Annotated in this window: 19 protein-coding genes; 11 read left to right on the top strand and 8 right to left on the bottom strand. The window is 72.6% G+C overall.

Translation table 11 applies throughout. From position 1 onward, the window contains the following. Positions 1-104: 104 nt before the first annotated feature. The 4 genes from ACFWPA_RS18635 to ACFWPA_RS18650 all read right to left on the bottom strand — a co-directional run bounded on the left by ACFWPA_RS18635 (position 105) and on the right by ACFWPA_RS18650 (position 5,142). Positions 105-245, bottom strand: a complete 141-nt coding sequence (locus ACFWPA_RS18635; protein ID WP_378571410.1) for a hypothetical protein — start codon at positions 243-245, stop codon at positions 105-107. Between the two features lie 236 nt (positions 246-481). After that, positions 482-1,771 (bottom strand): S1 family peptidase, encoded by a 1,290-nt coding sequence (locus ACFWPA_RS18640; RefSeq protein ID WP_378571412.1) that lies wholly within the window; start codon positions 1,769-1,771, stop codon positions 482-484. Between the two features lie 197 nt (positions 1,772-1,968). Continuing rightward, complete coding sequence (locus ACFWPA_RS18645) at positions 1,969-3,312, bottom strand: trypsin-like serine protease (protein ID WP_378571414.1); 1,344 nt, start codon at positions 3,310-3,312, stop codon at positions 1,969-1,971. A 96-nt stretch (positions 3,313-3,408) separates the two neighbouring features. Next, positions 3,409-5,142, bottom strand: coding sequence for an Hsp70 family protein (locus ACFWPA_RS18650; RefSeq protein WP_378571416.1), 1,734 nt, complete (start codon positions 5,140-5,142; stop codon positions 3,409-3,411). A gap of 138 nt (positions 5,143-5,280) precedes the next feature. On the opposite strand from ACFWPA_RS18650, the gene ACFWPA_RS18655 reads away from it, so the two are divergent. After that, entirely contained in the window at positions 5,281-6,297 is a 1,017-nt protein-coding gene (locus tag ACFWPA_RS18655; RefSeq protein ID WP_378571418.1) for a Dyp-type peroxidase, read from the top strand. Further along, positions 6,294-7,097 carry a family 1 encapsulin nanocompartment shell protein gene (locus tag ACFWPA_RS18660; protein ID WP_378571420.1) on the top strand — a complete coding sequence of 268 codons (804 nt, stop codon included), beginning with the start codon at positions 6,294-6,296 and terminating at the stop codon, positions 7,095-7,097. The genes ACFWPA_RS18655 and ACFWPA_RS18660 overlap by 4 nt, the downstream gene beginning before the upstream one ends. Position 7,098: 1 nt before the next feature. On the opposite strand, the gene ACFWPA_RS18665 is transcribed toward ACFWPA_RS18660, so the two are convergent. From ACFWPA_RS18665 to ACFWPA_RS18675, 3 genes are read right to left on the bottom strand one after another with little or no spacing between them, the layout of a single operon-like run. After that, a complete protein-coding gene (locus ACFWPA_RS18665) occupies positions 7,099-7,662 on the bottom strand; it encodes an NADPH-dependent FMN reductase (RefSeq protein WP_378571422.1) in 564 nt (187 codons plus the stop codon). A gap of 53 nt (positions 7,663-7,715) precedes the next feature. Next, positions 7,716-10,175 carry a LuxR C-terminal-related transcriptional regulator gene (locus tag ACFWPA_RS18670; RefSeq protein ID WP_378571424.1) on the bottom strand — a complete coding sequence of 820 codons (2,460 nt, stop codon included), beginning with the start codon at positions 10,173-10,175 and terminating at the stop codon, positions 7,716-7,718. A gap of 11 nt (positions 10,176-10,186) precedes the next feature. Then, entirely contained in the window at positions 10,187-11,977 is a 1,791-nt protein-coding gene (locus ACFWPA_RS18675) for an Hsp70 family protein (RefSeq protein WP_378571426.1), read from the bottom strand. 323 nt (positions 11,978-12,300) lie between these two features. On the opposite strand from ACFWPA_RS18675, the gene ACFWPA_RS18680 reads away from it, so the two are divergent. The 5 genes from ACFWPA_RS18680 (at position 12,301) to ACFWPA_RS18700 (ending at position 20,147) form a co-directional block, all read left to right on the top strand. Next, positions 12,301-14,787 carry an IniB N-terminal domain-containing protein gene (locus ACFWPA_RS18680; protein WP_378571428.1) on the top strand — a complete coding sequence of 829 codons (2,487 nt, stop codon included), beginning with the start codon at positions 12,301-12,303 and terminating at the stop codon, positions 14,785-14,787. Positions 14,788-14,873: 86 nt separating this feature from the next. Next, positions 14,874-16,700 (top strand): dynamin family protein, encoded by a 1,827-nt coding sequence (locus ACFWPA_RS18685; protein WP_378571430.1) that lies wholly within the window; start codon positions 14,874-14,876, stop codon positions 16,698-16,700. Then, positions 16,697-18,157, top strand: coding sequence for a dynamin family protein (locus tag ACFWPA_RS18690; protein ID WP_378571432.1), 1,461 nt, complete (start codon positions 16,697-16,699; stop codon positions 18,155-18,157). Before ACFWPA_RS18685 ends, ACFWPA_RS18690 begins: the two co-directional genes overlap by 4 nt. A 214-nt stretch (positions 18,158-18,371) precedes the next feature. Continuing rightward, on the top strand, positions 18,372-19,160 hold the full coding sequence (locus ACFWPA_RS18695) for an MHYT domain-containing protein (protein WP_378571434.1): 789 nt from the start codon (positions 18,372-18,374) through the stop codon (positions 19,158-19,160). Between the two features lie 177 nt (positions 19,161-19,337). Next, positions 19,338-20,147, top strand: coding sequence for an MHYT domain-containing protein (locus ACFWPA_RS18700; RefSeq protein ID WP_378571436.1), 810 nt, complete (start codon positions 19,338-19,340; stop codon positions 20,145-20,147). A 9-nt stretch (positions 20,148-20,156) separates the two neighbouring features. On the opposite strand, the gene ACFWPA_RS18705 is transcribed toward ACFWPA_RS18700, so the two are convergent. Next, positions 20,157-20,783 carry a hypothetical protein gene (locus ACFWPA_RS18705; protein ID WP_378571438.1) on the bottom strand — a complete coding sequence of 209 codons (627 nt, stop codon included), beginning with the start codon at positions 20,781-20,783 and terminating at the stop codon, positions 20,157-20,159. Positions 20,784-21,043: 260 nt separating this feature from the next. Between ACFWPA_RS18705 and dnaK the strand changes: the two genes are divergently transcribed. The 4 genes from dnaK to ACFWPA_RS18725 are packed head-to-tail and all read left to right on the top strand — an operon-like array spanning position 21,044 to position 25,115. Next, positions 21,044-22,882 (top strand): molecular chaperone DnaK, encoded by a 1,839-nt coding sequence (gene dnaK / locus ACFWPA_RS18710; RefSeq protein WP_378571440.1) that lies wholly within the window; start codon positions 21,044-21,046, stop codon positions 22,880-22,882. After that, complete coding sequence (gene grpE / locus ACFWPA_RS18715; protein ID WP_378508942.1) at positions 22,879-23,457, top strand: nucleotide exchange factor GrpE; 579 nt, start codon at positions 22,879-22,881, stop codon at positions 23,455-23,457. Before dnaK ends, grpE begins: the two co-directional genes overlap by 4 nt. 33 nt (positions 23,458-23,490) lie before the next feature. Beyond that, entirely contained in the window at positions 23,491-24,672 is a 1,182-nt protein-coding gene (gene dnaJ / locus ACFWPA_RS18720; RefSeq protein ID WP_378571442.1) for a molecular chaperone DnaJ, read from the top strand. Positions 24,673-24,713: 41 nt separating this feature from the next. Next, the gene (locus ACFWPA_RS18725) at positions 24,714-25,115 is read left to right on the top strand and encodes a heat shock protein transcriptional repressor HspR (RefSeq protein ID WP_378508940.1); all 402 of its coding nucleotides are present in this window, start codon (positions 24,714-24,716) and stop codon (positions 25,113-25,115) included. Positions 25,116-25,289 lie beyond the last annotated feature (174 nt).

The raw sequence follows: 25,289 nt of genomic DNA on the forward strand, positions 1-25,289 counted from the left end.
TAAAATACTGCCGGCGTCTTCTTTTGTTTATATGATACCCCCCCCGTGCGGCAAAGGCGGTGGTTGCCGGAGGCGACGTGCGCGCCCGGCCTCGACGGGGTGGATCAGGAGAGTCCGGCGGGACCGGCGTTCGTCGCGATCGAGAAGATGTAGCCGACCGACTTCATCACGAGACCGAGCACGGCTCCGGCGTCGGATCCGGTTCCGGCGTCGGGGGTGGTGGCGTCGGCGATGTCTGCGAGCATGGCACTTCCTTCGTGTCGTGTGGGCCGACCATGGGCCGGCGGCTTCCCGACTGGATCCCCCCAGTCAGTTCGTCCAATTCGTTGTCGGTGCGAAACAGATTCGCCAGCAACAACTTCGGGCATCCTACCGTGCCCGCTCCCGGGCCGGTGCCGCTACCCCGGCCCGAAAAGCAACTGTGCGTGAGTTTTACCCCAATCGGGGTAAAACTCACGCACAGGCGCGAAGCGCAGATCAGTTAGCTGGTGCGGACCTTGAGGCCGGGGTTGTCGGCGAGGATCGCGTTGATCGGGGTCGCGAACAGCTGCGTGCTGTCGCCGAGGACGGTGGTGACGACGGCGGCGAGTTCGCAGAACTTCAGGTCCGCGACGTTCGACGCGCTGGAGATGCCGAGGGCGCGGTCGCCGGTGACGATGGTGCCGCCGCTGTCGCCCTGCAGGGCACAGATGTTCGCGGAGAAGCCGCCGCGCAGGGTGCGCTGGCCGACGCCGACGGTCTGGTTGACGGCGTTGATGGTGCCGCACGTGAAGCCGGTGGTGAGACCGGACTTGCACACCGGCGCGCCGACGACCGGGTCGGCGGTGCCGGTGATGCGCAGCGGCGACCGGCCGGGGACCCGGACCAGGTTGTTCTGGAAGCGGTGCTTGGCGGCGTCGTCGATGCGGATGATCGAGTAGTCGAGGCCGTCGAGGTGGGTGCGGGCGAAGGTGCCGATGTGCGGGCCGAAGGTGCCGTCGGTCGGCATCTGGAACACCTGGGTGCCGGGGGCGCCGCGGTTGGGGTCGCAGTGCCCGGCGGAGATGTTCACGGTGCGGCCGGAGCCGTCGGTGCCGTTGAACCCGAGCGAGCAGCGGAAGGCGCCTGCCGCGTTCTCCGCCGCGTACGAGTCGCCGCCGAACAGCGCGTCGGCGGGGGCGCCGCCGTTGTCCACGGCCTGCGGGGCCACGGACCCGAGCGCGGGCTGCAGTGCGAGCACGGCGCCCTCCAGGAAGTCGGGCAGCTGCAGACCGCCGAGGTCGACGGTGTCCGCGACCCGCAGCACCAGGTTGTTGTTCACTACATCGACCGCGGCGCCACCGACGAGGTCGGCGAGCGGCTTCGGCAGCTTCGCGATCCAGTCCTGCGCCTTGGTCAGCTGGTCGTGCAGGGCGCGCTCGCTGTGCGGCAGGTCCTTGACCGTGTACCCGGCGTCCTCGACGGCCTTGCGCGCCGCGTCGGCGTCCTGCCCGGAGGCGAGCCCGATCAGCGGAACACCCGCCTGGTCGAGCCAGGCACCGGCGAAGGTGTCCGGGAACTTCGCGCGCAGATCGTTCGCGAACGCGACCAGCTTCTGCCCGGCCTCCGCCTTCTCCAGGTACTGCTCGGGGGTGAGCCCGAGGTCCCGCTGCACCGCCGCGACCAGGTCCTCGGGGAGGGTGGTGGTCGGCGCCTGCGCGGCCGGTTCGGCGTGCGCGAGGGCGGCGGGAGCGAGCAGGAGCAGGGCGGCCGAGCCGATCATCGCGGCACGGCGCGCGCGGATGCTGCGCATGGGGACCTTCCGGGTCGGTGACGTGCAGTGTTCGGAACCTGCACAGTGCAGTCGGACATGCGAACACGACTCGAGCACCGTGGGTGGTCGCGTCGAATGCCCCTGACTATATGGCCTCGGGTGGCGTTGCCGCACCGTCTCATCCATTTCGCGACGGATGTCGGGATCGGCACCGCCGGTGCTGGTGCGACGGCGGGTCAGGCGGGCGCGGGCACCGACCGCACCCGCAGGTCGGCGCCGAGGGCGGCACCGGCGCGGTCGACGACCTTCTCGATCGGGATGCCGATGCTCGCGGTGCCGCCGTCGAGGGCGAGGACGAGGTTCGCCTCGGTGCAGTTCGGGGCGCCGCTCGCGTTGGAGCCGGACGTGATGCCGAGCGCGCGGGTGCCGGTCAGGATCGCGCCGCCGCTGTCGCCGCTGAGGGTGCAGGTCGACCCCGCGAAGCCGCGGACCAGGCGGGATGACCCGTCCATCATCTCCAGCGGCACGTCGACGGACTCGGCGAGCACGATCCCGCAGGTGAACGTCGACGACTGCCCCGACTTGCAGATCGGTGCGCCGACCACCGGGCGGGCGGTGCCCGTCACGGTGACGGTGGTGCCGTTCGCGCCGCGGACCGTCGGCTGGTCGAGGCCCGCGTCGACGCCCGCCCGGTTCAGCTTGATCACCGAGTAGTCGAGGCCGCCGGAGTCGATGCCCATCTCGGAGTGCGCGAAGCTGCCGACCTGCGTGCTGCGGGTGACGTCGACCGGGTTCGGCAGGTACACCGGCGAGCCCGCGGTGGCGCCCGGCTGCTCCTGCGCGGGGTCGCAGTGCCCGGCGCTGAGGTTGTATGGGGTGCCGTCGCCGCCGACCGCGTTGAACCCGAAGGAACAGACACCGATCTGCTCCGGCGTCGTCGCCGCGGACATCGGCTCCGCGGTCGTCACGTAGGTGTCGCCGCCCTGCGGCCGCGGATCGACCGGGCCGCCGCGGTCGGGGGACAGGACCACCTGCAGGCCGGCGAGCAGGGTCGGCAGGTTCAGTGCCTGGCCGATCGGGCTGTTCACCACGTCGATGACGACCTGATTGTTCAGCACGTCCACCGAGGTGGAGTTGATCTGCGAGGAGATGTCCTTCGGCAGCGCGGTGATCCACTCGTTCAGCTGCGCCCGCGCGCCCTCCAGCTGCCGCTCGGACACCGCGGCAATGTGGGTGCCGTAGCCGTCGCTGGCGACCTGCTGAGCGGCCTCGGTGGAGGTGACGGCGACGATGGGACGGCCGTCGGTCGCGATCCAGGACCCGGCGAAGGTGTCCGGGGCGGAGGCCCGCAGCTCGTCGGAGTAGCTGCTGAGCCGCTGCGCCAGCTCCGCGCGCTGCAGGTACTGCTGCGGCGTCAGTTTCAGGTCCCGCGCGATGGCCTCGACGAGTTCGGCGGGCAGCTGCTGGACGTGCTCCTCGCTGACCAGGCGTTCACCCGGTGCGGCCTGGGCGAGTGCGCCAGCCGTGAGAAGTGAGGCAGAGGCCAGGATGGCGGCGCGCAGCGCCAGCGGCAGACGCATGAAAACCCTTCTGGAGGCGATCGAGACGGGGGACAGCGCCCCACCATAGGGGAAACCGGGGGACGGTGTCCGTCGGTGCAGGTGGCGGGGTTTCGGTCAGGATGCGACGGGGCCCTTGTTGTCGGGTTCGGGCTCCGGTTCCGGTTCCGGCGCGGGTGCCGTCGTGGTCGTCGTGGTGGTGGTCGTCGTGGTGGTGGTCGGGGCGACGGTGGTGGTTGTGGTGGTCGTCGGCGGCACCGTGGTCGTCGTGGTTGCGGTGGTTGTCGTCGGGCGCGCCTGCGTCGTCCGGGTCGGTATCGACGGCCGGGCGGTCGCGGTGGTCGGCACCGGTGCCGCGGTGGGCAGCGGCTCCCGGGTTGTCGGCTGCACCGGGGCGACCGCGACCTCGGCGGTCGACACCGGGACCGTCGACGTCCGCCGCGGGGTGGTCGTCGGTGCGGCGGACGTCGTCGTCGTCGGCTGCGGTTCGAGATGCGGATGCGGGGTGCCCGCCGTGCCGTCGGACCCGGATAGCGCCACCGCGCCGACGAGTGCCGCAACGACGAGGGCCGCGCCGACACCACCGCCGACCATCGCCGCCCGGTTCCGCGGCCCCCCGGCCGGGGCGGTCACCGCCGTCGCCGGTGCCGCCTGCGCGGCGGGCTGCACGGCCCGCCCCGGACCGGCCTCGGTGAACGCGGTCGGCGTCGCGGGCGGCGGCACCGCGGGCAGCGAATCGGTGTCCGCCTCGGAGTCACCGGCGGCGACGGCAGCGGCCGCGACACCGGCGGCGCCGGCGATCGCGGGCACCCCCGCGCCGCCCGCCGCGAGGATCGCCGCACCGTGCGCGGCCGTCCGACCCGGATGGGGTGCGGTCACCGCAGGCGCGGGCAGCGCCTCCGCCAGCGCCGACAGCAGCGGGATCGCGGCGCCCCCGCCGGTCAGCAGGACCGCGGACACCGCGGCGGGGTCGAGGTCGTGCGCCCGTGCGGTCTCCGGCACCAGCGACAGCGCCCCCTCGAGCGGCCCCCGCAGGATCTCGTCCAGGTCGGCGCGGGTGAGGGTGACCGACGTGCCGCCGCCGACCTGCACCGGCACCACGACCTCGGTCGCCGTCGACAGTTGCTCCTTCGCTGTGCGGCAGCGCGCCCGAACCCGGTCCAGGTCGGCGCGGGTGGCCGGGTCGGCGGGGTCGATCGGACCGAGGTCCGCGTCGGCGGCGCCGAGCACATGCTCGGTGATCATGCGGTCGATGCCGTCACCGCCGAACCGGGCGGCGAACGTCGACGGCGGGAGCAGCAGCGGGGTGTCACCGGTCCGCACCAGGGACACCGTCACCCCGGCCGCGGCGAAGTCACACACCGCGACGACCGCGCCGTCGGCCGGGTTCCGGTCGGCCTGGTACCACCGGACCGCCGCCGCGGCGTCCGGGACCAGCGGCACCGCGGACAGCCCGGTCCGGTCGAACGCGGCGCGCTGCGCGGCAACGAGGGTCTCGCTCCACCGCGCCGGGTGGGTCGCGACGACGGTCGGGTCCGCGGGCAGTCCGGGGAAGTGCCGGACGGCGGTCGCCAGCAGGCTTGCCGTCGCGGTGGCGACCAGGTCCTCGGCGAGGTACCCGGTGCCGTCGGCGCCGGAGACCGCCTCGGCGTCGCCGACGCGGGCGACGAAACCGCTCAGCACCCCCGGCTCGTCCGCGGGTGCGCCGAGGGTCGCGGCGGTCGGGGACACCCGCAGGGTCGCGGGCTCCACCAGCACCGGCGGGTCGGCCAGCGGCGCATCCGAGGCCTGCACGACCGCGACCGCCTCGGTACTGCCGACACCGAGCCCGATGCCGTGTCCGACCGTCATTTCCCTGCCCCATCTCCTCGGTGAGCCGACGGGTCACAGTATCGGCCGCCACTCGGCTCGGGCAGCGGGCACCGACGGATCGCCCTACGCTCAAGTCGACCGCCCCGCGCGGGGACGGCCAACGAGCTTGGAGCGTCGATGAGTCGAGCGGTTCCCCAGCCCCTGCAGCGGCCGCTCGACGCGGCGGCACTGTTCCTGGTGGTGACCGTCGGGCCGGGCCGGGCCGATGCCGACACCGCGGCGGGGGTGGCCGCCGACATCGGGTCGCTGGTGCGGGCCGTCGGATTCCGGGAGCAGCGGGGCTCGCTGCACTGCGTCGTCGGTGTCGGCTCCGAGTTCTGGGACCGGCTCGGCCACCCGTCCCGCCCGGCGGGCCTGCACCCGTTCGAGCCGGTGACCGGGCCGCGGCACCGGGCGCCTGCCACGCCGGGGGATCTGCTGTTCCACATTCAGGGGTCGCGGGCCGACCTCTGCTTCGAACTGGGCAGGCTGATCCGATCCGCGCTGGGCGGATCCGCCACCGTCGTCGACTCGGTCAGCGGCTTCCGCTACTTCGACGCGCGCGACCTGCTCGGGTTTGTCGACGGCACCGAGAACCCCACCGGACCGGACGCCGCGACCGCCACCCTGATCGGGGACGAGGACGCCGAATTTGCGGGCGGCAGTTACGTGATCGTGCAGAAGTACCTGCACGACCTCGACGCGTGGACCGCGCTGCCCGCCGACGAGCAGGAACGGGTGATCGGCCGGACCAAACTCGACAACGTCGAACTCGATGAGCTGCCGTCGAACTCGCACGTGGCCCTGAACACCCTCGTCGACGCGGACGGCACCGAGCGGGAGATCCTCCGCGCGAACATGCCGTTCGGCAGCCTCGACCGCGGCGAGTTCGGCACCTACTTCATCGGGTACGCGCGCACCCCCGCGGTGACCGAGGAGATGCTGCGGCGGATGTTCCTCGGCGACCCGCCGGGCAACCACGACCGGATCCTCGACTTCTCCACCGCGGTGACCGGGTCCCTGTTCTTCGTCCCCAGCGTGGGCACCCTCGACGCCCTCGCCGACCCGTCCGCCTGCGGCGCCGCCCCGGCCGAGGCCCCGTCCCGCTACGCACTGTCCCTCGACATCGGCGATCTCAAAGGAGTGTCCGGATGACCGAATCGAACAACCTGCACCGTCAGCTCGCCCCGGTGACCGAGGCCGCGTGGCAGCAGATCGGGGAGGAGGCGGCCCGGACCTTCAAGCGGCACGTCGCGGGCAGGCGCGTGGTCGATGTCGCCGGGCCGGAAGGCTATGCGTACTCGGCGCACAACACCGGCCGGGTCACCTCGATCGACGTGTCGGACAACCGGATCCGCGCGCAATTACGCGAGGTGCATCCGCTGGTGGAGTTGCGGTACCCGTTCACGTTGAGCCGCGCCGAGATCGACGACGTCGAGCGCGGCTCGCTGGACTCGGACTGGCAACCGGTCAAGGATGCGGCGAAGGCGATCGCGTTCGCGGAGGATCGGGCCGTGTTCGCTGGCTACCAGGCGGCCGGGATCCGTGGGCTCGGCCCGTCGTCGTCCAACCCGGTGCTGCAACTGCCGTCGGATCCGCTTGCGGTGCCCGATGCGGTGGTGTCGGCGCTGTCGGCGCTGCGGCTGGCCGGGGTGGAGGGCCCGTACGCGGTGGTCCTCGACGCCGAGTCGTACACGGCCGTCAGCGAAACCCGGGACGAGGGGCACCCGGTTTTCCACCATCTCAAGGACCTCGTCGACGAGATCGTCTGGGCGCCCGCGGTCCGCGGCGGCTATGTGCTGTCCACCCGCGGCGGCGACAACCAGCTGACCCTCGGGGTTGACCTATCGATCGGCTACGACAGTCACACCGCGACCGAGGTAACGCTGTATCTCGAAGAGTCGCTGACGTTCTCGTCGCTGACCGCGGAGGCGGCCGTCGTCCTTGCCCGCTGAGTCAACGATTGGCGGTCGTCACCTTGCCGACGAACACCTCGAACTTCTGCAGCCAGTCGGCGACGAACGCGGCGGTGCCCTGGTCGGTGATCTCGCCGTCGGCGGTGATCAGGCCCTCGGTGAACTGGATGTACGCCTCGGGCTGCGCGAGCTCGGGCGAGTTCACGAAGGACAGGATGCTGCGCAGATGCTGCTGCGCGACGGCGGTCCCGATCTTGCCGGGCGAGGCGCCGATCACCGCGGACGGCTTGTACGCGAAGGAGTTCTGGCCCCACGGGCGCGACCCCCAGTCGATCGCGTTCTTCAACGCGCCGGGAACCGAGCGGTTGAACTCGGGGGTCACGAAGATCAACGCGTCGACGGCGGCGATGGCCTCCTTGAGTGCCAGGCCCTCCGCCGGGTAGTCGGCGTCGTAGTCGTGGTTGTACAGCGGCAGGTTCCCGATCGGGATCTCCTCGAGCGTGAGGGAGGTGCCCGCGCTGAGGCGCTGCAACGCCTTCGCGAGCCTGCGGTTGATCGAGACCGTGGACAAACTGCCGATGAACACGCCAACCTGATACGACATCGGGTCACCTCTCGCCGATCGCGTCGGAGCAGCCGCGGGTATGGTGCCCGAGCCTACGCGCCGTGCCCCATCGCCCGCAGCATGGACAGCATCTCGGCCCGGGACTGCGCGCCGAGACGCCTGCGGATCCGGGCGACGTGATGCTCGACTGTCTTCGCCGAGATGAACAGTCGCGCACCGATGTCCCGGTAGGTCAACCCGGTCACCAGCAGGCGGGCGACATCGGATTCGCGTTCGGTGAGCGCGGCACCGATCTCCCGTGCCGCCGCCGGGGTTCCCGACGCTGACTGCACCGGACGCAGCCCGCGCGCCACCTGCAGCAGTGCGGTCGCGGTCGCGGTGTCGGTGACCCGCAGCGCCGCCTCGCTGGCGAGCCGGGCACCGTCCCAGGGCAGGCCGATCGCGCCGAGCCCGATCGCCGCCGCCGTCACCTCTTCGGCGGCGGTGTCGCCCTGCAGGACGCGGAGCCAGGCGCGACCGGCCCGCGCGAGTCCGGCCGCGTAGGCGCTGGACTCGGCGGCGATCCCGAGCGCGTTCGCGTGCGGCACCAGGTCGGCGGGGGACTCGGTGAGGATCGCCGCCTGCACCCCGTACCAGTGCAGCGGGGCGCCCCAGAGCACGGGTTCCCCGAGCCGGGTCAGCAGGTCCCTGGCCTGGTCCACCAGGTGTGCGATCCGCCCGATCTCGTCGAGTCGGGCCGCGCCGAGCCACAGTTCGCCGAGCGGCAGCAGGCTCAGCAGGTCCACCGAGTGTTCCGCGACCGCGGTCTCGGCATCGTCCCAGGACCGGCGCAGGGTGCCGATGTCGCCCCTGCGCCGCGCGATGCCGACCCGCAGGGCCGCCGCGAACAGCGCGTCCCGCGGGCGGAGTCCGGCCGCGGGCAGGGCGTCGACGGTGCGGTCCGCGGCGTCCAGGTCGCCGTGCAGCATCGCCACCCACGCGGTCAGCAGCCGGTGTCGGTCGCCGTGCACGGCGCCCTCCTCGTCGCCCTCCATCGCGCGCGTCAGCACGGCCGTGGCGCGTCCCAGCTCGCCGCAGTGCATCGCGGCGAGCGCCGTCAGCGCGGCCCCACTGTCCGGCAGCAGCCGGGTGCGGGCGGCGGCGGACAGGGCAACGCCGCGTGTGAGTGCGTTCAGCGCGATCGGTGGGGAGCCCTCGATGGACAGTCTCAGGCCTTGGGCGAGGAGGGTTTCCGATGCGGTGACCGAGGTGGGTGGGGCACCGGTGGCGGCGCGGGCCGCCGCGGCAGCGGACTCGGGGCGTCCCGCCGCGAGCAGCACGAGCTCGGCGAGCGGACCGTCGGTGCCCATCCGGTCCGTTCCGAGCCACTCGTACAGGTCGGCGCTGCGCACCAGCATCCCCTGGAGGGCGGCGACGCCCGCCGCGATCCGCACCGCGGCGGCCAGGTCGGCGGCCGATGCGGTCCCGGACCGCTCCAACAGTCCGTCGGTGAGCCGCGCCGCGGTCTCGAGGTCACCGGCCAGGCCCGCGGCCTCGGCGCGGCGCAGGATCAGCGGCTCCGGGTCGGCGCCCGCCCACACCGCCTCCTGGTACAGGGCGGTGGCCAACCGGGGGTGCGCGAGATCGGCTTGCCCGCAGAGGTAATCGGCGAGATCCGGATCGGTGACGCCCGCCGCGGCGAAGGCCCGCGCCGCGGGCACGTCGAGGGTGCCGAGGGCGTGCTTCGCGCGGAACGCGTCCAGGTGCAGCCCGGCCATCCGCTGCGCGCCGAGCGCGGCCCGCAGCGGCTCGACCGCCGACACCAGCACGGTGTCGGCCTGCTGCAGCAGCCCGCAGCCCCGCGCCCGCTCCACCAGGTCCCGGCTGCCGTCGACGGTCAGGCCGAGCACCCGCGCCAGCTCGGACCCGTCGAGGCCGCTGCCGGTGGTGGCAACGGCCAACGCGCACAGCAGGTCCGGGTCCAGGGATGCGATCACCTCGGCGTGGCAGGTGGCGACCGCGGCGGCGATCGCCCGTTCCGCGGGCAGCGGGGAGGGGCCGCCGGTGAGCGCCATGAGTGCGGCGTCCACGCAGCGCGGCAGCCCGCCGGACAGGCGGTGGATCACCCCGATGAGTTGTGTCGGAAGGGTCGCGCCGAGAACGGTTTCGGCCCGCATTGCGATCTCGCGGGTGGTCAGGGCGCCGAGCGGGACGGTGCCGTCCAGTGCCGCCGCGAGGGTCCGCAGCCCGGGATGGCCCGGGCGCGGTTCGGTCGCGACGACCACGGTCACATCCGGCCGGGACGCCAACCCGGTCAGCGCGGCAAGGCCCGACGCGGACAGCAGGTGGGCGTCGTCGACGACCACCGCGCCGCCGGGCGCGGGGTCGTCGGTCACCGCGGTCACCACCGGACCGGGAACTCGGTCCCGGACCAGCGCGAGCAGGGCCGACTTCCCGGTGCCGGACACGCCGCGCACCAGCAGATGCGGGTGACCGGTCCGGACCGCCTCGAGCAGGCCCCGCACGGCGGGGGTCGCGACGGTGGGCGCGGGACGCACCAACTGGTCCGGCATGCGCTGCTCCCTCACTGGTTCCCGAGCAGGCCGCCGACGACCCCGCCGACCCCGCCGACCACGCCCCCGACCACCCCGTCCACCCCGCCGACGACCCCGTCGACGACGCCGCCCACCCCCTCGCCGACCCCGGTCACGGCCCCACCGACGCCCTGACCGACGCCGTTCGCCACCTCGCCGACCCCGGTGCCGACCCCGGTCGCGACCTCACCGGCGCCGGGCCCGGGCCGCGGCGCCGGAGCGGGTGCGGGTGCAGGTGCCGGTGCGGGCGCGGGCGCGGGGGCCGGACTGTTGGCCGCGGGCGGCGGCGCGGGTGCGGGCGCCCGCCCACCCGGATCGGCGGCCCGAGGGGTGGCGGCGGGTGTGCCTGCCACCGTCACGGCCTGCACGGATCCCGTCGATCCCGCGCCCGGCTCGGCCTGGCCGGTGACCGAGCGGGTCGGGTGCGCGGGACCCGACCCGGTGGCGGCTGCCTGCCCGGTTCCGGACGGCGCGGCGGCGTCGGACCCGGTGGTGGTGCGCGTCGCGGGGGTGCTCCCCGCGGTCTGAGGGTCCGCCGTCGAGGAGAATCCGACTGTGCCAAGGGATAACCCGGCCGCGGTGAGCGCAATCAGCGCGGCCGCGGCCGCGGAGACCAGCGCCGCCTTCTTCGGGGTGCTCAGCCCGCTGCCGCTGCGCGGGTGGGACCGCGTCGCCTGCGCCGCGGGCGGGGCCGGGGTGTCGTGCAGCGCCGCATCGAGCACCGCGAACACGGCGGTATCGGTGGCCGCCGGCGTTGCCGCCGCCCGCTCGGCCGCGAGCATCGCCGCCCCGGCGGCGGCGGTGAAACCCGGGTCGGTGTCCGCCACCACCGGCAGACGCAGTGCGGCCGAGAGGATCTCGGTGACCAGGGGGATCGCGGAGCTGCCGCCGGTGAGCAGCACGGTGCCGATGTCGGACGGTTCGAGTCCCGCGCCCCGGACCGCCTCCTGCACGAGGGCAACCGAATCGGTGATCGGCCCGCGGATCAGGTCCTCGAGTTCCTCGCGCACCAGCCGCACGTCCCGCCGCGCACCGGGAAGATCCACGGTGATGACGGTGACGGTGTCCGCCGACAGCGCCTCCTTCGCGAGCCGGCACCGGGACCGCAGTTCGGACAGTGCGGCGACCGACTCATCGGCAAACGGGTCAATGCCGTCGATGCTGCCCGTCAGCCCGTCCAGCACGTAACTCAGTGTCGTGTGGTCGAATTCGGATCCCGAGTAGTCCTCGGACCGCAGCGGGGTACCGAGGATGCCCGGCTGCTCACCGGCATCGACGACGGTGACGTCGAGCGAGCCCGCGCCGAGGTCGTAGACGATCACCGGCGCCTCGGCGGATCCGGGGCGGGTGCGGTGCAGCCACGCGGCCGCCGCGAGCGGCTCCGGGACAAGATCCGCACCGGGCAGGCCCACGCGGTCCAGGGCCGCGGCGAGGGAGTTCGCCTGGTGTCCCGACCACACCGCCGGATGCGCGGCAATGACCGCGTCCGCCGTCGGAAGTTCGTCGGCAAGGCACCGCATCGTGGCGGCGACCAGGTCCTCGCCCGCGTGCGCGGCGCCGTCCTCGGCGATCAGTGCGACCGGATCACCGACGCGGTCCGCGTATCCGACGATCACCCCGCCGTCGCGGCACCCGGTCGGCGGGAGGAGGGCCGGGCCGTCGCCGGAGAGCAGCAGCGCGGTCGGTGCGACCAGCGCGGCGCCGCGCTCGCCCTGCCCGCGATCGTCGGTGATGGCCACCGCATTCGCCGAACCGACGGTCAGTCCGAGTCCTGTCGCCATGGTCTTCTCCCGTGTCGTAGGTGCCGGTGCCCCGCGGCCCCGTCGGGACCGATTCGGGGGTCCCAGGGGGCGGCGCACGGGGGTCGCCGATGCTTGCAGTGTCGTCAGACAACCGGGTTTCGTTACCGGGTGCACGACCATATCCGCAGTTGAGGGGCCTTTCCCCGATACCGGTGCAATCCCCTATCCGGCCCACCCCCCATGCGGCCGCCGCGCGGGGGGAGTCGACCCCGTTGGGCGGACGCGTCCCGCTGCCTAGCGTCGAGAGGGTCACTTCCCAGGTGGATGCACTGCCGCTCCACACGACCCGTCAGGAGTCCGACATGGCCACCAACGCGCTGCTCGATTTCATCCTCAGCCTGCTGCGCGACGACGAGGCGCGGGCCGCGTACTGCCGGAACCCCGACGCGGTGCTGGCCGCCGCCGGGCTCGGTGACGTGTGCCAGGCCGACATCGCCGCCGTCGCACCGCTCGTCGCCGAATCGGGGCTGTTCGCGGGGGCCGGGACCGAGCTGACCAGCATCCTCGGCGCGGGCGGCGACGTGGCGGGCGGCGTTGCGGGCGGACTGGGCGGCGGGCTGGGTGGCGGCCTCGGCGCCGGACTGGGCGGCGGGCTCGGCGGCGGACTCGGCTTGGGTGCCGGCGCCGGGCTCGGCCTCGGCGCTGCCGCGGGCGGCGGCCTCGGCGGCAGCCTCGACGTCGGCGCCGATCTCGGTGCGGCCCTCAGCGCGGCACTCGGCGCGGCGTTGCAGGTCGGCGGGCAGATCGGTGCCGATCTCGGTGCGGCCCTCGGCGCGGCCCTTGACGTCTCCACCGGTCTCGACCTCTCCACCGGGCTCGGCATCGGCGGCGCCGTTGATCTCGGTGCCGAGCTGGCCTCCGCCCTCGGCGGTGCGCTTGGCGTCGGCGCCGACCTGACCGCCAGCCTCGAAGGCGCGCTTGGGGGCGCGCTCGGCGCGGTCACCGACCTCGATCTTGGGGGCGCGCTGGACCTGGGCACGGTGCTCGGTGCGGCGTTCGGGGTCGGCGGCGACCTTGGCGCCGAGCTCGGGGCCGCGCTCGGCGGCGTCCTCGGTGGCGCGGTCGATGCGGGCGGCGGCCTCGGAGCGGACCTGACGTCGCTGCTGTCCGGTGGGCTCGACCTCGGTGCGGGCCTCGGCGCCGCCCTCGGCGGTGCGCTCGGGGTCGGGGGCGAGTTGTCCACAGTCCTCGGCGGCGCCCTGGACGCCGCGCTCGGTCTCGGCGGCGGCATCGACGGAATGCTCGACCTGACGGGCGATCTCGGCGGCGACCTGACCGCGGCGTTGAGCGGTGCCCTCGGCGGGGCGCTCGGTGCGGGCGGGGATGTCGGTGCCGATCTCGGGGGTGCCCTCGGCGGCGTGCTCGGCGCGCTGGTGAACGCGGGCGGCGGCCTGGACGTCGACGGCACCCTCGGCCTCGGTGGCGACCTGGCAGGCGCGCTCGGGGGCGCCCTCGGCGTCGGCGGCGGGTTGACCGCGGAACTCGGGACGGCCCTCGACGCGGTCCTCGGTGCGGGGGGACTCCTCGACCTGGGCGCGGGCGCAGACCTGGGCGCGGGCGCCGATCTTGGTGCGGGCCTGAGCGGCGTACTGAGCAGCGCCCTCGGCGCGGGGGGCGTGGCTGGCGCGGATCTCGGGGCCGCGCTCGGCGGGGTCCTCGGCGGCGCACTCGGTGCTGGCGGGGAACTCGGCGGCGTCGTGGACGGTGCCCTCGGCGGTGGACTCGACCTCGGTGGCGCGTTGACCACCGCCCTCGACGGGGCCCTCGACCTCGACGGCGGTCTCGTCTCGGACCTCGGTGGGACGCTCGGCGGCGCGCTCGGCGCTGGCGGACTGACCGAACTGGACCTGTCGGGGCTGCTCGGTGCCGATGGTGAGGCCGGAACCGATCTCGGGGCCGCGCTCGGAGGGGTGCTCGGCGCGGGCGTCGGCGGAGACCTCACCACCGACCTCGGGGTCGGCGGCAGCGCCGGGCTGGATCTCGGGGCCGCGCTCGGCGCGGGCGGGGAGGCCGGAGCCGGGCTGGGTGGCGCGCTCGACGCGGTGCTCGGGGCCGGTGGAGGCCTGGACGGCGCGGTCGGCGGTGTCGTCGACGCGGGCGCCGGGCTTGCCGGCTCCGTCGGCACCGCGCTCGGTGGCGCCGCCGACGCGGGCGCCGGGCTTGCCGGCTCCGTCGGCACCGCGCTCGGTGGCGCCGTCGACGCGGGCGGCAGCGCAGGCGCGGGCGTCGACGGCGCGGTGACCGGGGCGGTCACCGGTGGGATCGACACCGTCGCCGGGCTCGGTGAGGGGCTGACCGCGGGCCTCGGCGGCGGACTGGGCGGACTGATCAATGCGGGGACCGGCCTCGGAGCGGACCTGGCCGGGACCGTGTCCGGGGTCGCCGATGCGGGCGCCGGGCTCGGGGGGACCGTCTCGGGCCTGGTCGACGCGGGCGCCGGGCTGGACGTGGCCGCGGGCCTCACCTCGGGGCTGGATGCCGTCGCCGATGGCGGCGTCGCGGGTGATGCGTCCGGATCCGGGGCGGCATCCGGTTCCGCCGAGCTCGCCGGTGCCGCGTCGGGCGCCGCGGGCGTCGGCGCCGATCCGATCGCTGGCGCCGCCGACGCCGTCGGCGCGTCGAACGCCTGGACGTCGGTGGACGCGTCGAACGTCTTCGGCGCGGAAGCCGCCGGATCCGGTGACGGCGGGCTGTTCTCCGCCGGGGACAGCCTGTTCGGCGACGACCTCGCGCCCGTCCACGGACTGCCGGAGGTCGGCGTCACCGACGCGGACCCGCTGCACCCCTGATCCGCGCCGGTGTAACGAAATCGGCCCCGCACACGGTGACACGCGTGCGGGGCCGGTCTTCGCGGAGAGAAGTGTGAGTCGGTTCAATGGACAACGCATCCGGCACGACGGTGCCCTCGGCGCAGGCGACGACGCACCTGGTCGGACTGCTCGACGAGGTCGCGGCGATCGCCCGCGCCGCGAACCGCGCCGACCTGACCGCCCGCCTCGCGGGCGCCCGTAGTCGCCTCGTCGATCCGCGGATGCGGGTGGTGGTGGTCGGGACCCTCAAGCAGGGCAAGAGTCAGCTGGTGAACGCCCTGCTGAACCTGAACGTCTGTTCGGTCGGTGACGACGAGACGACCGCGGTGGCGACGGTGCTGCAGAACGCGCAGGCCCCCTCCGCCGAGCTGGTCCTCGCGGAGCCGGGATTCGACCCGGTGCGGGTCCCGGTGCCCCTGGACGAGCTGGCCGCGCTGACCCCGTCGACGCCGCTCGCCGCGGGCCGCGAGGTGCTGCGCGTCGAGGTCAGCGTGCCCAGCCCGCTGCTCGCGGACGGGCTGGTCCTTGTCGACACACCCGGCGTCGGTGGTCACGGAAACCCTCACGCGGCAAGCACTCTCGGGCTCCTCACCGCGGCGGACGCGGTCCTGGTGCTCTCCGACGCCAGCCAGGAGTTCACCGAGCCGGAACTGGCCTTCCTGCGGCAGGTCCGCGCGCTGTGCCCGGCGGTCGCCTGCCTGATCAGCAAGACCGATCTGTACCCGCACTGGCGGGCGATCGTCGACGCCGACCGCGGGCATCTGGAGCGGGCGGGCTTGGCGGTGCCGCTGATCCCGGTGTCGTCGCTGCTCCGCAGTCATGCGCTCCGGCTCCGGGACGACGACCTGCACACCGAGTCCGGCTTCGCCGCGCTGTACGACTTCCTGCGCGAACAGGTGCGCACCCGCACCGAGGCCGCCACCCGGCGCGCGGTCGCGCTCGACGTCCGGTCGGCCGCCGAACATCTCAGCCTCGGACTCGGCAGTGAGCTTGCCGCGCTGCGGGATCCGGCGAGGGGAGCGGCGGCGGTCGCGGAACTGCAGCGGGCGAAGGCCGCGGCGGAGGACCTGCAGAAGAAGTCGTCGCTGTGGCAGCAGACGCTCGCGGACGGGATCGCCGATCTGGCCGCTGACATCGACCACGATCTGCGGGACCGGCTGCGCCGCGTCACCAGGGAGGCGGAGGAGACCGTCGACGAGGGCGACCCGGGCAAGGACTGGCCGCAGCTCGGTGAGTGGTTGCAGGAGCAGGTCGCCACCTCGATCGGCGACAACTTCGTGTGGGCGCACGACCGGTCGGTGTGGCTGGCGGAGGTGGTTGCCGGGCACTTTGCCGACGCGGGTGCCGTCGCCCTGCCGCACCTCGACGTCGCCGACCTCGACGGCGTCCTCGAACCGGTTGCCTCCCTCGCGGATCTGGAGTCGGGTCGGATCGGCATCACCCAGAAGGTGCTGGTCGGCATGCGGGGCTCGTATGGCGGGGTGCTGATGTTCGGCCTGATCACCACGATGATGGGGATGGCGCTGGTGAACCCGATCTCGGTCGGGGCGGGTCTGCTGTTGGGTACCAAGGCATATCGAGAGGACCGGGAGGGCCGGGTCCTCAAGCGCCGCGGCGAGGCCAAGATGGCGATCCGGCGGTTCGTCGACGACGTCAGTTTCCAGGTGGGCAAGGAGTCGAAGGACCGGCTGCGGCTGATCCAGCGGGCGCTGCGGGACCACTTCGCGGCCATCGCGGAACAGACGCTGCGGTCCCTCGCGGAATCGCTGCGATCCGCGCAGGAGGGGGCGAATCTGGCCAGCGCCGAACGCGCCAGGCGGATCGCGGAACTCGAGGACGGGTTGCGGGTGCTCACCCGCGCCCGGGAGGCGATCGCTGGGGACGGCGCGTGAGTGCCGCGGCGCTGCCCGCCGCGCGGGACCTGATCGCCGCCGCCCGCGACGTCAGCGGGCGGCCGGCGCGGGCCCAGCTCGACGACTGCGCCAGCAGGCTCGAGGAGCCGTTGCGGGTCGCGTTGGCCGGGTCGCTGAAGGCCGGCAAGTCCACGCTGCTCAATTCGATTGTCGGGCAGGATATCGCGCCGACGGATGCGACCGAGTGCACCCGCGTGGTGACCTGGTACCGCGGCGGCGTGACGCCGACCGTCACCGCATGGGATGAGCGGGGCCGCACCGTCAACGTGCCGGTGCAGCGCCGCGACGGCAGCCTCACCTTCGACCTCGGCGATCTCACCGCGACCGACGTGGACCGGCTGGAGGTGGAGTGGCCCGCGCGCGCGTTGACGCACACCACCATCATCGATACCCCCGGCACGTCCTCGCTGTCGACGGACGTCTCGGCCCGCACCCTGCGGATGCTGACCCCGGAGGGGTCAACCTCCGGCGCGGACGCGGTCGTGTACCTGCTGCGGTCCCTCGGCGCATCCGACGTGCGGTTCCTCGGCCAGATCGGGGCGCACGTCGGCGGCGAGTCCGGCCCGCTCGGCGTCGTCGGTGTCGTGTCGCGGGCGGACGAGGTCGGGGCGGGTCGGATCGACGCGATGACGTCGGCGAAGGAGGTCGCCGCGCGGTTCGCGACCGAACTCGAACGCACCGGGCTGTGTCAGGCCGTGGTGCCCGTCGCCGGACTGCTCGCACTGGGGGCCCGCACCCTGCGCGAGAGCGAGTTTGAGGCGTTCCGCGCCCTCGCGGCGGTCCCGGCCGACGACCTTCAGATCGCGATGCTCTCCGCGGACCGCTTCGCGCGTCCCGACAGTCCGCTGCCGGTCCCCGCCGAATTGCGAACCCAACTGGCGGATCGGTTCGGGCTATTCGGGATTCGACTCGCCGTTGCCCTGATCAAGCTGGGCGCCCGGGATTCCCCGACCCTCGCCGCCGACCTCGTCGAGCGCAGCGGGCTGAACGAGTTGCGGCAGGTCATCGACGTCCAGTTCGGGCAGCGGGCCGACCAGCTGAAGGCGCATTCGGCGTTGCTCGCGGTGGAGCGGGTGCTGGCCGCCGAGCCGGGGGCGGCGGCGGCCGGGGTCCGTGGCGGGGTCTCGAGGGCGCTGTCGGACACGCACGGATTCCAGGAGATCCGACTGCTGGGCAGGCTCCGGTCCACGCCGCTGGCGCTGTCGGAGGAGGACGCCGGACACCTGCAGCGGCTGATCGGCGGCGGCGGAATCGCGGCACACGCCCGGCTCGGTCTCGACCCCGACGCCCCGATCGCGCAGCAGCGCGCTGTTGCCCTCGGGGCCGTGCGCTACTGGCGCGCCAGGGCCGAGCATCCGCTCGTCGACCGGTTCACCGCCCGCGCCTGCGCCGCCGCGGCCCGCAGCGCCGAGGGCGTGCTCGCCGACCTTCCCTGACCAGCGCCGCCGCGGTGTTCGCGCTGCTCGGGCCCGGTGTCCGTGCCGGGATGTCACAGAAACGCGAGCTCGTTCACCGTTCGCATTGCGTAGTGTCTGACGCTACAGTCGCCACGGTCGCCGTCGTTCGGGGGCGACGAAGCCGGGGGTGGCAGCTGTCGGTGGATGCCGCCGTCGGAAGGTCGTCATGTCGCACGAGATGCATCACTTCTCCATGGGAGTGTGGGTTCTTTTTCTCGCCTATGCCGTGGCGGTGGTCGGCTCACTGGTCGGGCTGATCTGCGTCCAGGCCGCGGCGTCGGCGAGCAGTCGCGCGCTCCGCTGGCGTTGGATCGGGTTCGCCTCACTGTCGATCGGCGGCGTGGCGATCTGGCTGATGCACTTCATCGCGATGACCGGCTTCGACCTCCCCGGTTCTCCGGTCCGCTACGACCTGACCCGGACGCTGCTGTCGGTGCTGCTTGCCGTCGGAGCGACCGGATTCGGGCTCGCGGTAGCCGGATCCGGTGGGTCGCGAACGGTGCGCATTGTGCGCCTGCTGATTTCGGGAGTCGTGATGGGGCTGGCCGTCAGCCTGATGCACTACACCGGAATGTGGGCGATCCGGATCCGCGGATCGATCGACCACGACCGCGGCTACGTGATCGCGTCGGTCGTGATCGGGGTGGTCGCGGCGACGGCGGCGCTGTGGTTCTCCCGGGTAGCGACCCGGTGGGTGTTCCAGATCCCGGCCGCGCTGGTGATGGGCCTCGCAGTCGTGTCCCTGCACTACACCGGCATGGCCGGAGTGCGGGTCCAGGTGGACCCGACGGCGGCTCTCCCGTCCGGAACCTCGGTGTCGGCGTTGCTGTTTCCCGCATTCGGTATCGGCATGCTGATCATCGCGGCCGCCGCGGCCGCGGTGCTGATGACGCCGTCGAAGACCGACCTCGCGCTGGACGCGGAGATCGCGCGCTGGGAGGAGCCGGTACCCGATCGTGCGGATCTGTTTGCCGGCAAGTGACTGGCGTCGAGTGCTTGCGGAAGAATCTCGCCGGGCTTGACCGGTTAAGTGCCTGATAAGCAGCGGATTTCGTTGGACAATCGCGCACAATTCGCCCGAATTGGGAGATTCGTTGGGTTTTGCTGCCTATGATGCCCTCCGGTAACTGTCACCGGGGGGTGATTCGGAAGGTCGCGAATGTCGCACGAGATGCATCACTTCTCCCTTGGTGTGTGGGTCCTGTTCCTCGCCTACGCCGTATCCGCGCTCGGGTCCCTCGTCGGGTTGCTCTGCGTACAGCAGGCAATGTCCGCGAGCGACCGGAGGTCGCGTGGCGTCTGGACGGGCTTTGCGGCGTTGTCGATCGGCGGTGTCGCGGTCTGGCTGATGCACTTCATCGGGATGATGGGTTTCGACCTGCCGGGAACGACGATCCGGTACAGCCTGATGCAGACCCTGCTCTCGGTGGGGTTGGCGATCGGGCCGACCTTCCTCGGGCTGGCGGCCGTCGGGTCGGGTGCCGGGCGGGGGCGGGTTCCGCGCCTGCTGGGTGCGGGCCTGGTGATGGGTCTGGCGGTCAGTGCGATGCACTACACCGGAATGTGGGCGATCCGGATCCGCGGTTCGATCGAGCACGAGACGGGCTACGTGCTGGCGTCGATCGCCATCGGCGTGACGGCCGCGACCGCGGCGCTGTGGTTCTCGCAGGTGGCCACTCGGTGGTATCTGCAGATCCCCTCGGCGCTGGTGATGGGACTCGCGGTGGTGGCGCTGCACTACACCGGCATGGCGGGCCTGACCGTGCACATCGACCCGACCGCCCCCGCCCCGGTGGGGCTGTCGGTCAACGGGCTGCTCTTCCCCGGCTTCGGCGTCGGGATCGTGGTGTTGGCCGTGCTCGTCGTCAAGTTGCTGGTCACCCCGTCGCGCCGGGATGCCAGCCTGGAAGCGCAGATCGCCGGCTGGGAGGCGCCGGTGCCCGCCGCGGGCGTTGCCGCGCGCCCGTGACCGCCGGTGTCACCGTCGCGCTTGCATCCACGTCCTGACCGCAGGCACGAAAAGCAATGTGACGCCAGCGAAGACGCACACCGCGTACGGAGCGAGCGCCCACCGCGCTGCGGCACCGACGGAGGTCGCCGCCTCGGCGAGCAGGGACCAGAACCCGAAGGCGGCGGCGATCGAGAGGGTGCCGACGGCGATGAGCACGATTCGACCCGTCGGCCGGCGCGCGCGCAGCAACTGCATCCCGATCAGGGTCGCCACCGCCAGCAGCGCGGCAATGCTCGCGGCGCCGAGCAGGGTCAGCGACACAACATCGGCAACGTCCCGCCGCGAGCTGCCCGGGTTCTGGGCGGCCAGGGCGGACTCGATGGCGTCGCGGACGGCGGGGGCGTCAAGGACGGTGGCGGCAGCGATCCCGGCCAGGAGGGCGAGCGACGATCCCCACGCCAACAGTGCCGCGGTGGCCGGGCGCGGAGGGCCCGCGTCGGACTCGGGGCGCCGGGGGCGCATGCGGAAATCCGGTCGCGGCGGTGGCGGCCGCCGTCCCGGCGCGGCAGCGGCGCGCGCTGCGGGTGACGGGCCGTCGGGGATCGGGTCCGGGTCCGGGTCTGCGGGGACACCGTCCGAGCCGTCGCTGTGCACGGACGCATCGTATCCGCGGCCGTCGTGACCGACATCACCACGACCCGGGCGGGGGAGTCGGGGAACAAATCCCGGCGAGCCCCCGTTGACCATCTCGACAGCCTTGAGTGTGGTCGACTCAAGTTTGGTTTGACTCTCGTATCGGAGCGTTGCAAACTTGAGTCCGTGCCACTCACTTAGGGTGAGGTAGCGGAAAACCCCAGCACATCGAGTCCGGCCGATCCGTGGCCGGAGTGCTGCAACACGTAGGAGGAATCACTATGGCTCGTGCGGTCGGTATCGACCTCGGGACCACCAACTCGGTCGTGGCAGTGCTCGAAGGCGGCGAGCCCGTAGTGGTCGCCAACTCCGAGGGCGCACGCACCACCCCGTCGATCGTCGCCTTCGCCAAGAACGGTGAGGTGCTGGTCGGCCAGCCCGCCAAGAACCAGGCGGTCACCAACGTCGACCGCACGATCCGCTCGGTCAAGCGCCACATCGGCACCGACTGGACCGTCGCCATCGACGACAAGCAGTACACCTCGCAGGAGATCAGCGCCCGCACGCTGATGAAGCTCAAGCGCGACGCCGAGGCCTACCTCGGCGAGGAGATCACCGACGCCGTCATCACCGTCCCCGCCTACTTCGAGGACGCGCAGCGGCAGGCCACCAAGGAAGCCGGTCAGATCGCGGGCCTCAACGTGCTGCGCATCGTCAACGAGCCCACCGCGGCCGCGCTCGCGTACGGCCTCGACAAGGGTGAGAAGGAACAGACCATCCTGGTCTTCGACCTCGGCGGCGGCACCTTCGACGTGTCCCTGCTCGAGATCGGCGACGGCGTCGTCGAGGTCCGCGCGACCTCCGGCGACAACCACCTCGGCGGCGACGACTGGGATGAGCGGGTCGTGAACTGGCTCGTCGAGAAGTTCAAGGCGTCCAGCGGCATCGACCTGACCAAGGACAAGATGGCCCTGCAGCGTCTGCGTGAGGCCGCCGAGAAGGCGAAGATCGAGCTGTCGTCCTCGCAGTCGACCTCCATCAACCTGCCGTACATCACCGTCGACGCGGACAAGAACCCTCTGTTCCTCGACGAGCAGCTCACCCGCGCCGAGTTCCAGAAGATCACCTCCGATCTGCTGGACCGCACCCGCGCGCCGTTCCAGTCCGTCATCAAGGATGCGGGCATCTCCGTCGGCGAGATCGACAGCGTCGTGCTCGTCGGTGGCTCCACCCGCATGCCCGCCGTCTCCGACCTGGTGCGCGAGCTGACCGGTGGCCGCGAGCCCAACAAGGGCGTGAACCCGGACGAGGTCGTCGCCGTCGGCGCCGCCCTGCAGGCCGGCGTCCTCAAGGGCGAGGTCAAGGACGTGCTGCTACTCGACGTCACCCCGCTCTCCCTCGGTATCGAGACCAAGGGTGGCGTGATGACCAAGCTCATCGAGCGCAACACCACGATCCCCACCAAGCGGTCCGAAACCTTCACCACGGCCGACGACAACCAGCCGTCCGTGCAGATCCAGGTCTTCCAGGGTGAGCGCGAGATCGCTTCGCACAACAAGCTTCTCGGCTCCTTCGAGCTCGCGGGCATCCCGCCGGCCCCGCGCGGCGTGCCGCAGATCGAGGTCACCTTCGACATCGATGCCAACGGCATCGTGCACGTGACCGCGAAGGACAAGGGCACCGGCAAGGAGAACACGATCAAGATCCAGGACGGCTCCGGCCTGTCCAAGGAGGAGATCGACCGGATGGTCAAGGACGCCGAGGCGCACGCCGAGGAGGACAAGGCCCGCCGCGAGGAGGCCGAGGTCCGCAACCAGGCCGAGTCGCTCGTGCACCAGACCGAGAAGTTCATCAAGGACAACGAGGACAAGGTCCCGGCCGACGTCAAGGAGAAGGTTGAGGCGGCCATCGTCGAGGCCAACACCGCGCTGGCGGGCAGCGACATCGCCGCCGTGAAGACGGCCGTGGAGAAGCTCGCGACCGAGTCCCAGGCGCTCGGCGAGGCGATCTACGCCGCGCAGGCCGCCGAGTCCGCCGGTGATGGCGCGGCCCAGGCCCAGGACGGCGACGTCGTCGACGCCGAGGTCGTGGACGAGCCGACCGACCAGGACAAGAAGTGACGTCCTCGGAAGGAACCGGCGCCGAACGCGACGCCCTCGTCGACGACGAGATCACGCTCGACCCGGAGGCCGGTGGGGACCAGCAGTCGCAGACCCCCGACTCCGACACCGAGGGTGCGGCAGCGGAATCCGCTGCCGCCCCCGAGGGGGACCCGGTCGCCGAGCTGACCGCGGACCTGCAGCGCGTCACCGCCGAATACGCCAACTACCGGCGGCGGTCGCTGCGGGACAGTCAGGCCGCCGTCGAGGCGGCGAAGGCGTCCGTGGTGGGGCAGTTCCTCGACATCGTCGACGACCTCGACCGGGCCCGTGCCCACGGCGACCTGGAGACCGGGCCGCTGAAGGCGTTGTCGGACAAGCTGACCGGAGTGCTCACCGGACTCGGCCTCGCCGGGTTCGGCGACGAGGGTGACGCCTTCGACCCCGAACTGCACGAGGCCGTGCAGCACGAGGGCGAGGGGCACCACCCGGTGCTCGGCGTCGTGCTCCGCAAGGGCTACAAGTACGGCGACCGGGTGCTGCGACACGCGATGGTGACCGTCACTGACGGCGACGCAGCCACGCCAGCAGAGTAAAACAGCAGAAACAACGAGAGGAGGAGGCACCCGGTGAGCCAACGGGAGTGGATCGAGAAGGACTTCTACAAGGACCTGGGTGTCTCCTCCGACGCCTCGGCCGACGAGATCAAGAAGGCCTACCGCAAACTTGCCAGGGATCTGCATCCCGACGCCAATCCCGGTGACACCGCCGCCGAGGAACGGTTCAAGGCGGTCAGCGAGGCGAACGCCGTCCTCTCCGACCCCGCCAAGCGCAAGGAGTACGACGAGACCCGGCGGATGTTCTCGTCCGGCGGGTTCGGGCACGGCGGTTTCGCGCCCGGCAACCAATACACCACCGGCGGTGGTGGATTCGGCGGCGGCGAGTTCAACATCGGCGACCTGTTTGGCGGCGGGACCGCCGGAGACAGCGGTCTCGGCGACCTGTTCGGCGGACTGTTCGGCGGTGGACGCGGCGGAACCCGCACCCCCACCCGCCCGCAGCGCGGCTCCGACGTGGAGGCCGAGACCACCCTCCCGTTCCGGGAGGCCGCGACCGGCGCCACCGTGCCGCTGCGGCTGACCAGCCCGGCGTCGTGCACCACCTGCCACGGCAGCGGCGCCAAGCCGGGCACCAGCCCGAGGGTGTGTGCACGCTGCAACGGATCCGGCATCGTCAGCCGCAACCAGGGCGCGTTCGGATTCAGCGAGCCCTGCGACGACTGCCGGGGTACCGGGTCGATCATCGACGACCCGTGCACCGACTGTCGCGGCACCGGGGTGCAGAACCGCACCCGAAACATCACCGTCCGCGTCCCCGCAGGCGTCAGCGACGGGCAGAAGATCCGTCTCGCCGGTCAGGGCGAGGCCGGCCTGCGGGGTGCGCAGTCCGGTGACCTGTACGTCACCGTGCACGTCACCCCAGACAAGGTGTTCGGCCGCAACGGCGACGACCTCACCGTCATCGTCCCCGTCAGCTACGGCGAACTGGTGCTCGGCACCACCCTGTCGGTGCCCACCCTCGAGGGGCGGGTCGGGGTGAAGGTTCCCGCGGGCACCATCGACGGCCGTATCCTGCGGGTCCGCGGCCGCGGCGTGCCGAAGCGGTCCGGTGGGGCCGGTGACCTGCTCGTCACCGTCAAGGTTGCGGTGCCGACCCAGCTCGACGAGAAGGCCACCGAGGCGCTGACCGCGTACCTCGAGGCGGAAAAGGCGAGCGGATTCGATCCGCGCGCTGGCTGGGCGGGTGCCTGATGACCCGCATCGCGACAATCGGGATCCCGCGGAGGTGAGGCATGGCCGACAAGCCGAACACGAACGGTGCGCTCGACCCCGACGCGCAGGTCTTCGTCATCTCGGTGGCGGCCGAACTGGCCGGGATGCACGCGCAGACGCTGCGTAACTACGACCGACTCGGCCTCGTCACCCCGCACCGGACCACCGGCGGCGGCAGGCGCTACTCGCCCCGCGACGTCGCCCTGCTCCGCGAGGTGCAGCGGCTGTCCCAGGACGAGGGCGTCAACCTCGCGGGCATCAAGCGGATCATCGAACTGACCAATCAGGTCGAGGCCCTGCAGAATCGGGTCACCGAGATGGCAGCGGAGATCGCCCGCCTCGCCGCGGGCTACCGCCGCGACCTGGTGCCGCTGCCGCGCAGCAACTCCATCGTCGTGTGGAAGCCCCGGCACGAGCGCTGAGCGCCTCGCCAGCCCCTGCCACCCGCCCCGCCCCCTGACCGCCGCCCCACCCCCTGACCACCGCCCCACCCCCTGACCGCCGCCCCACCCCCTGACCGCCGCCCCACCCCCTGACCGCCGCCCCACCCCCTGACCGCCGCCCCACCCCCTGACCGCCGCCCCACCCCCTGACCG

Source organism: Rhodococcus sp. NPDC058505, assembly GCF_042720095.1.
GTDB lineage: Bacteria > Actinomycetota > Actinomycetes > Mycobacteriales > Mycobacteriaceae > Rhodococcus_G.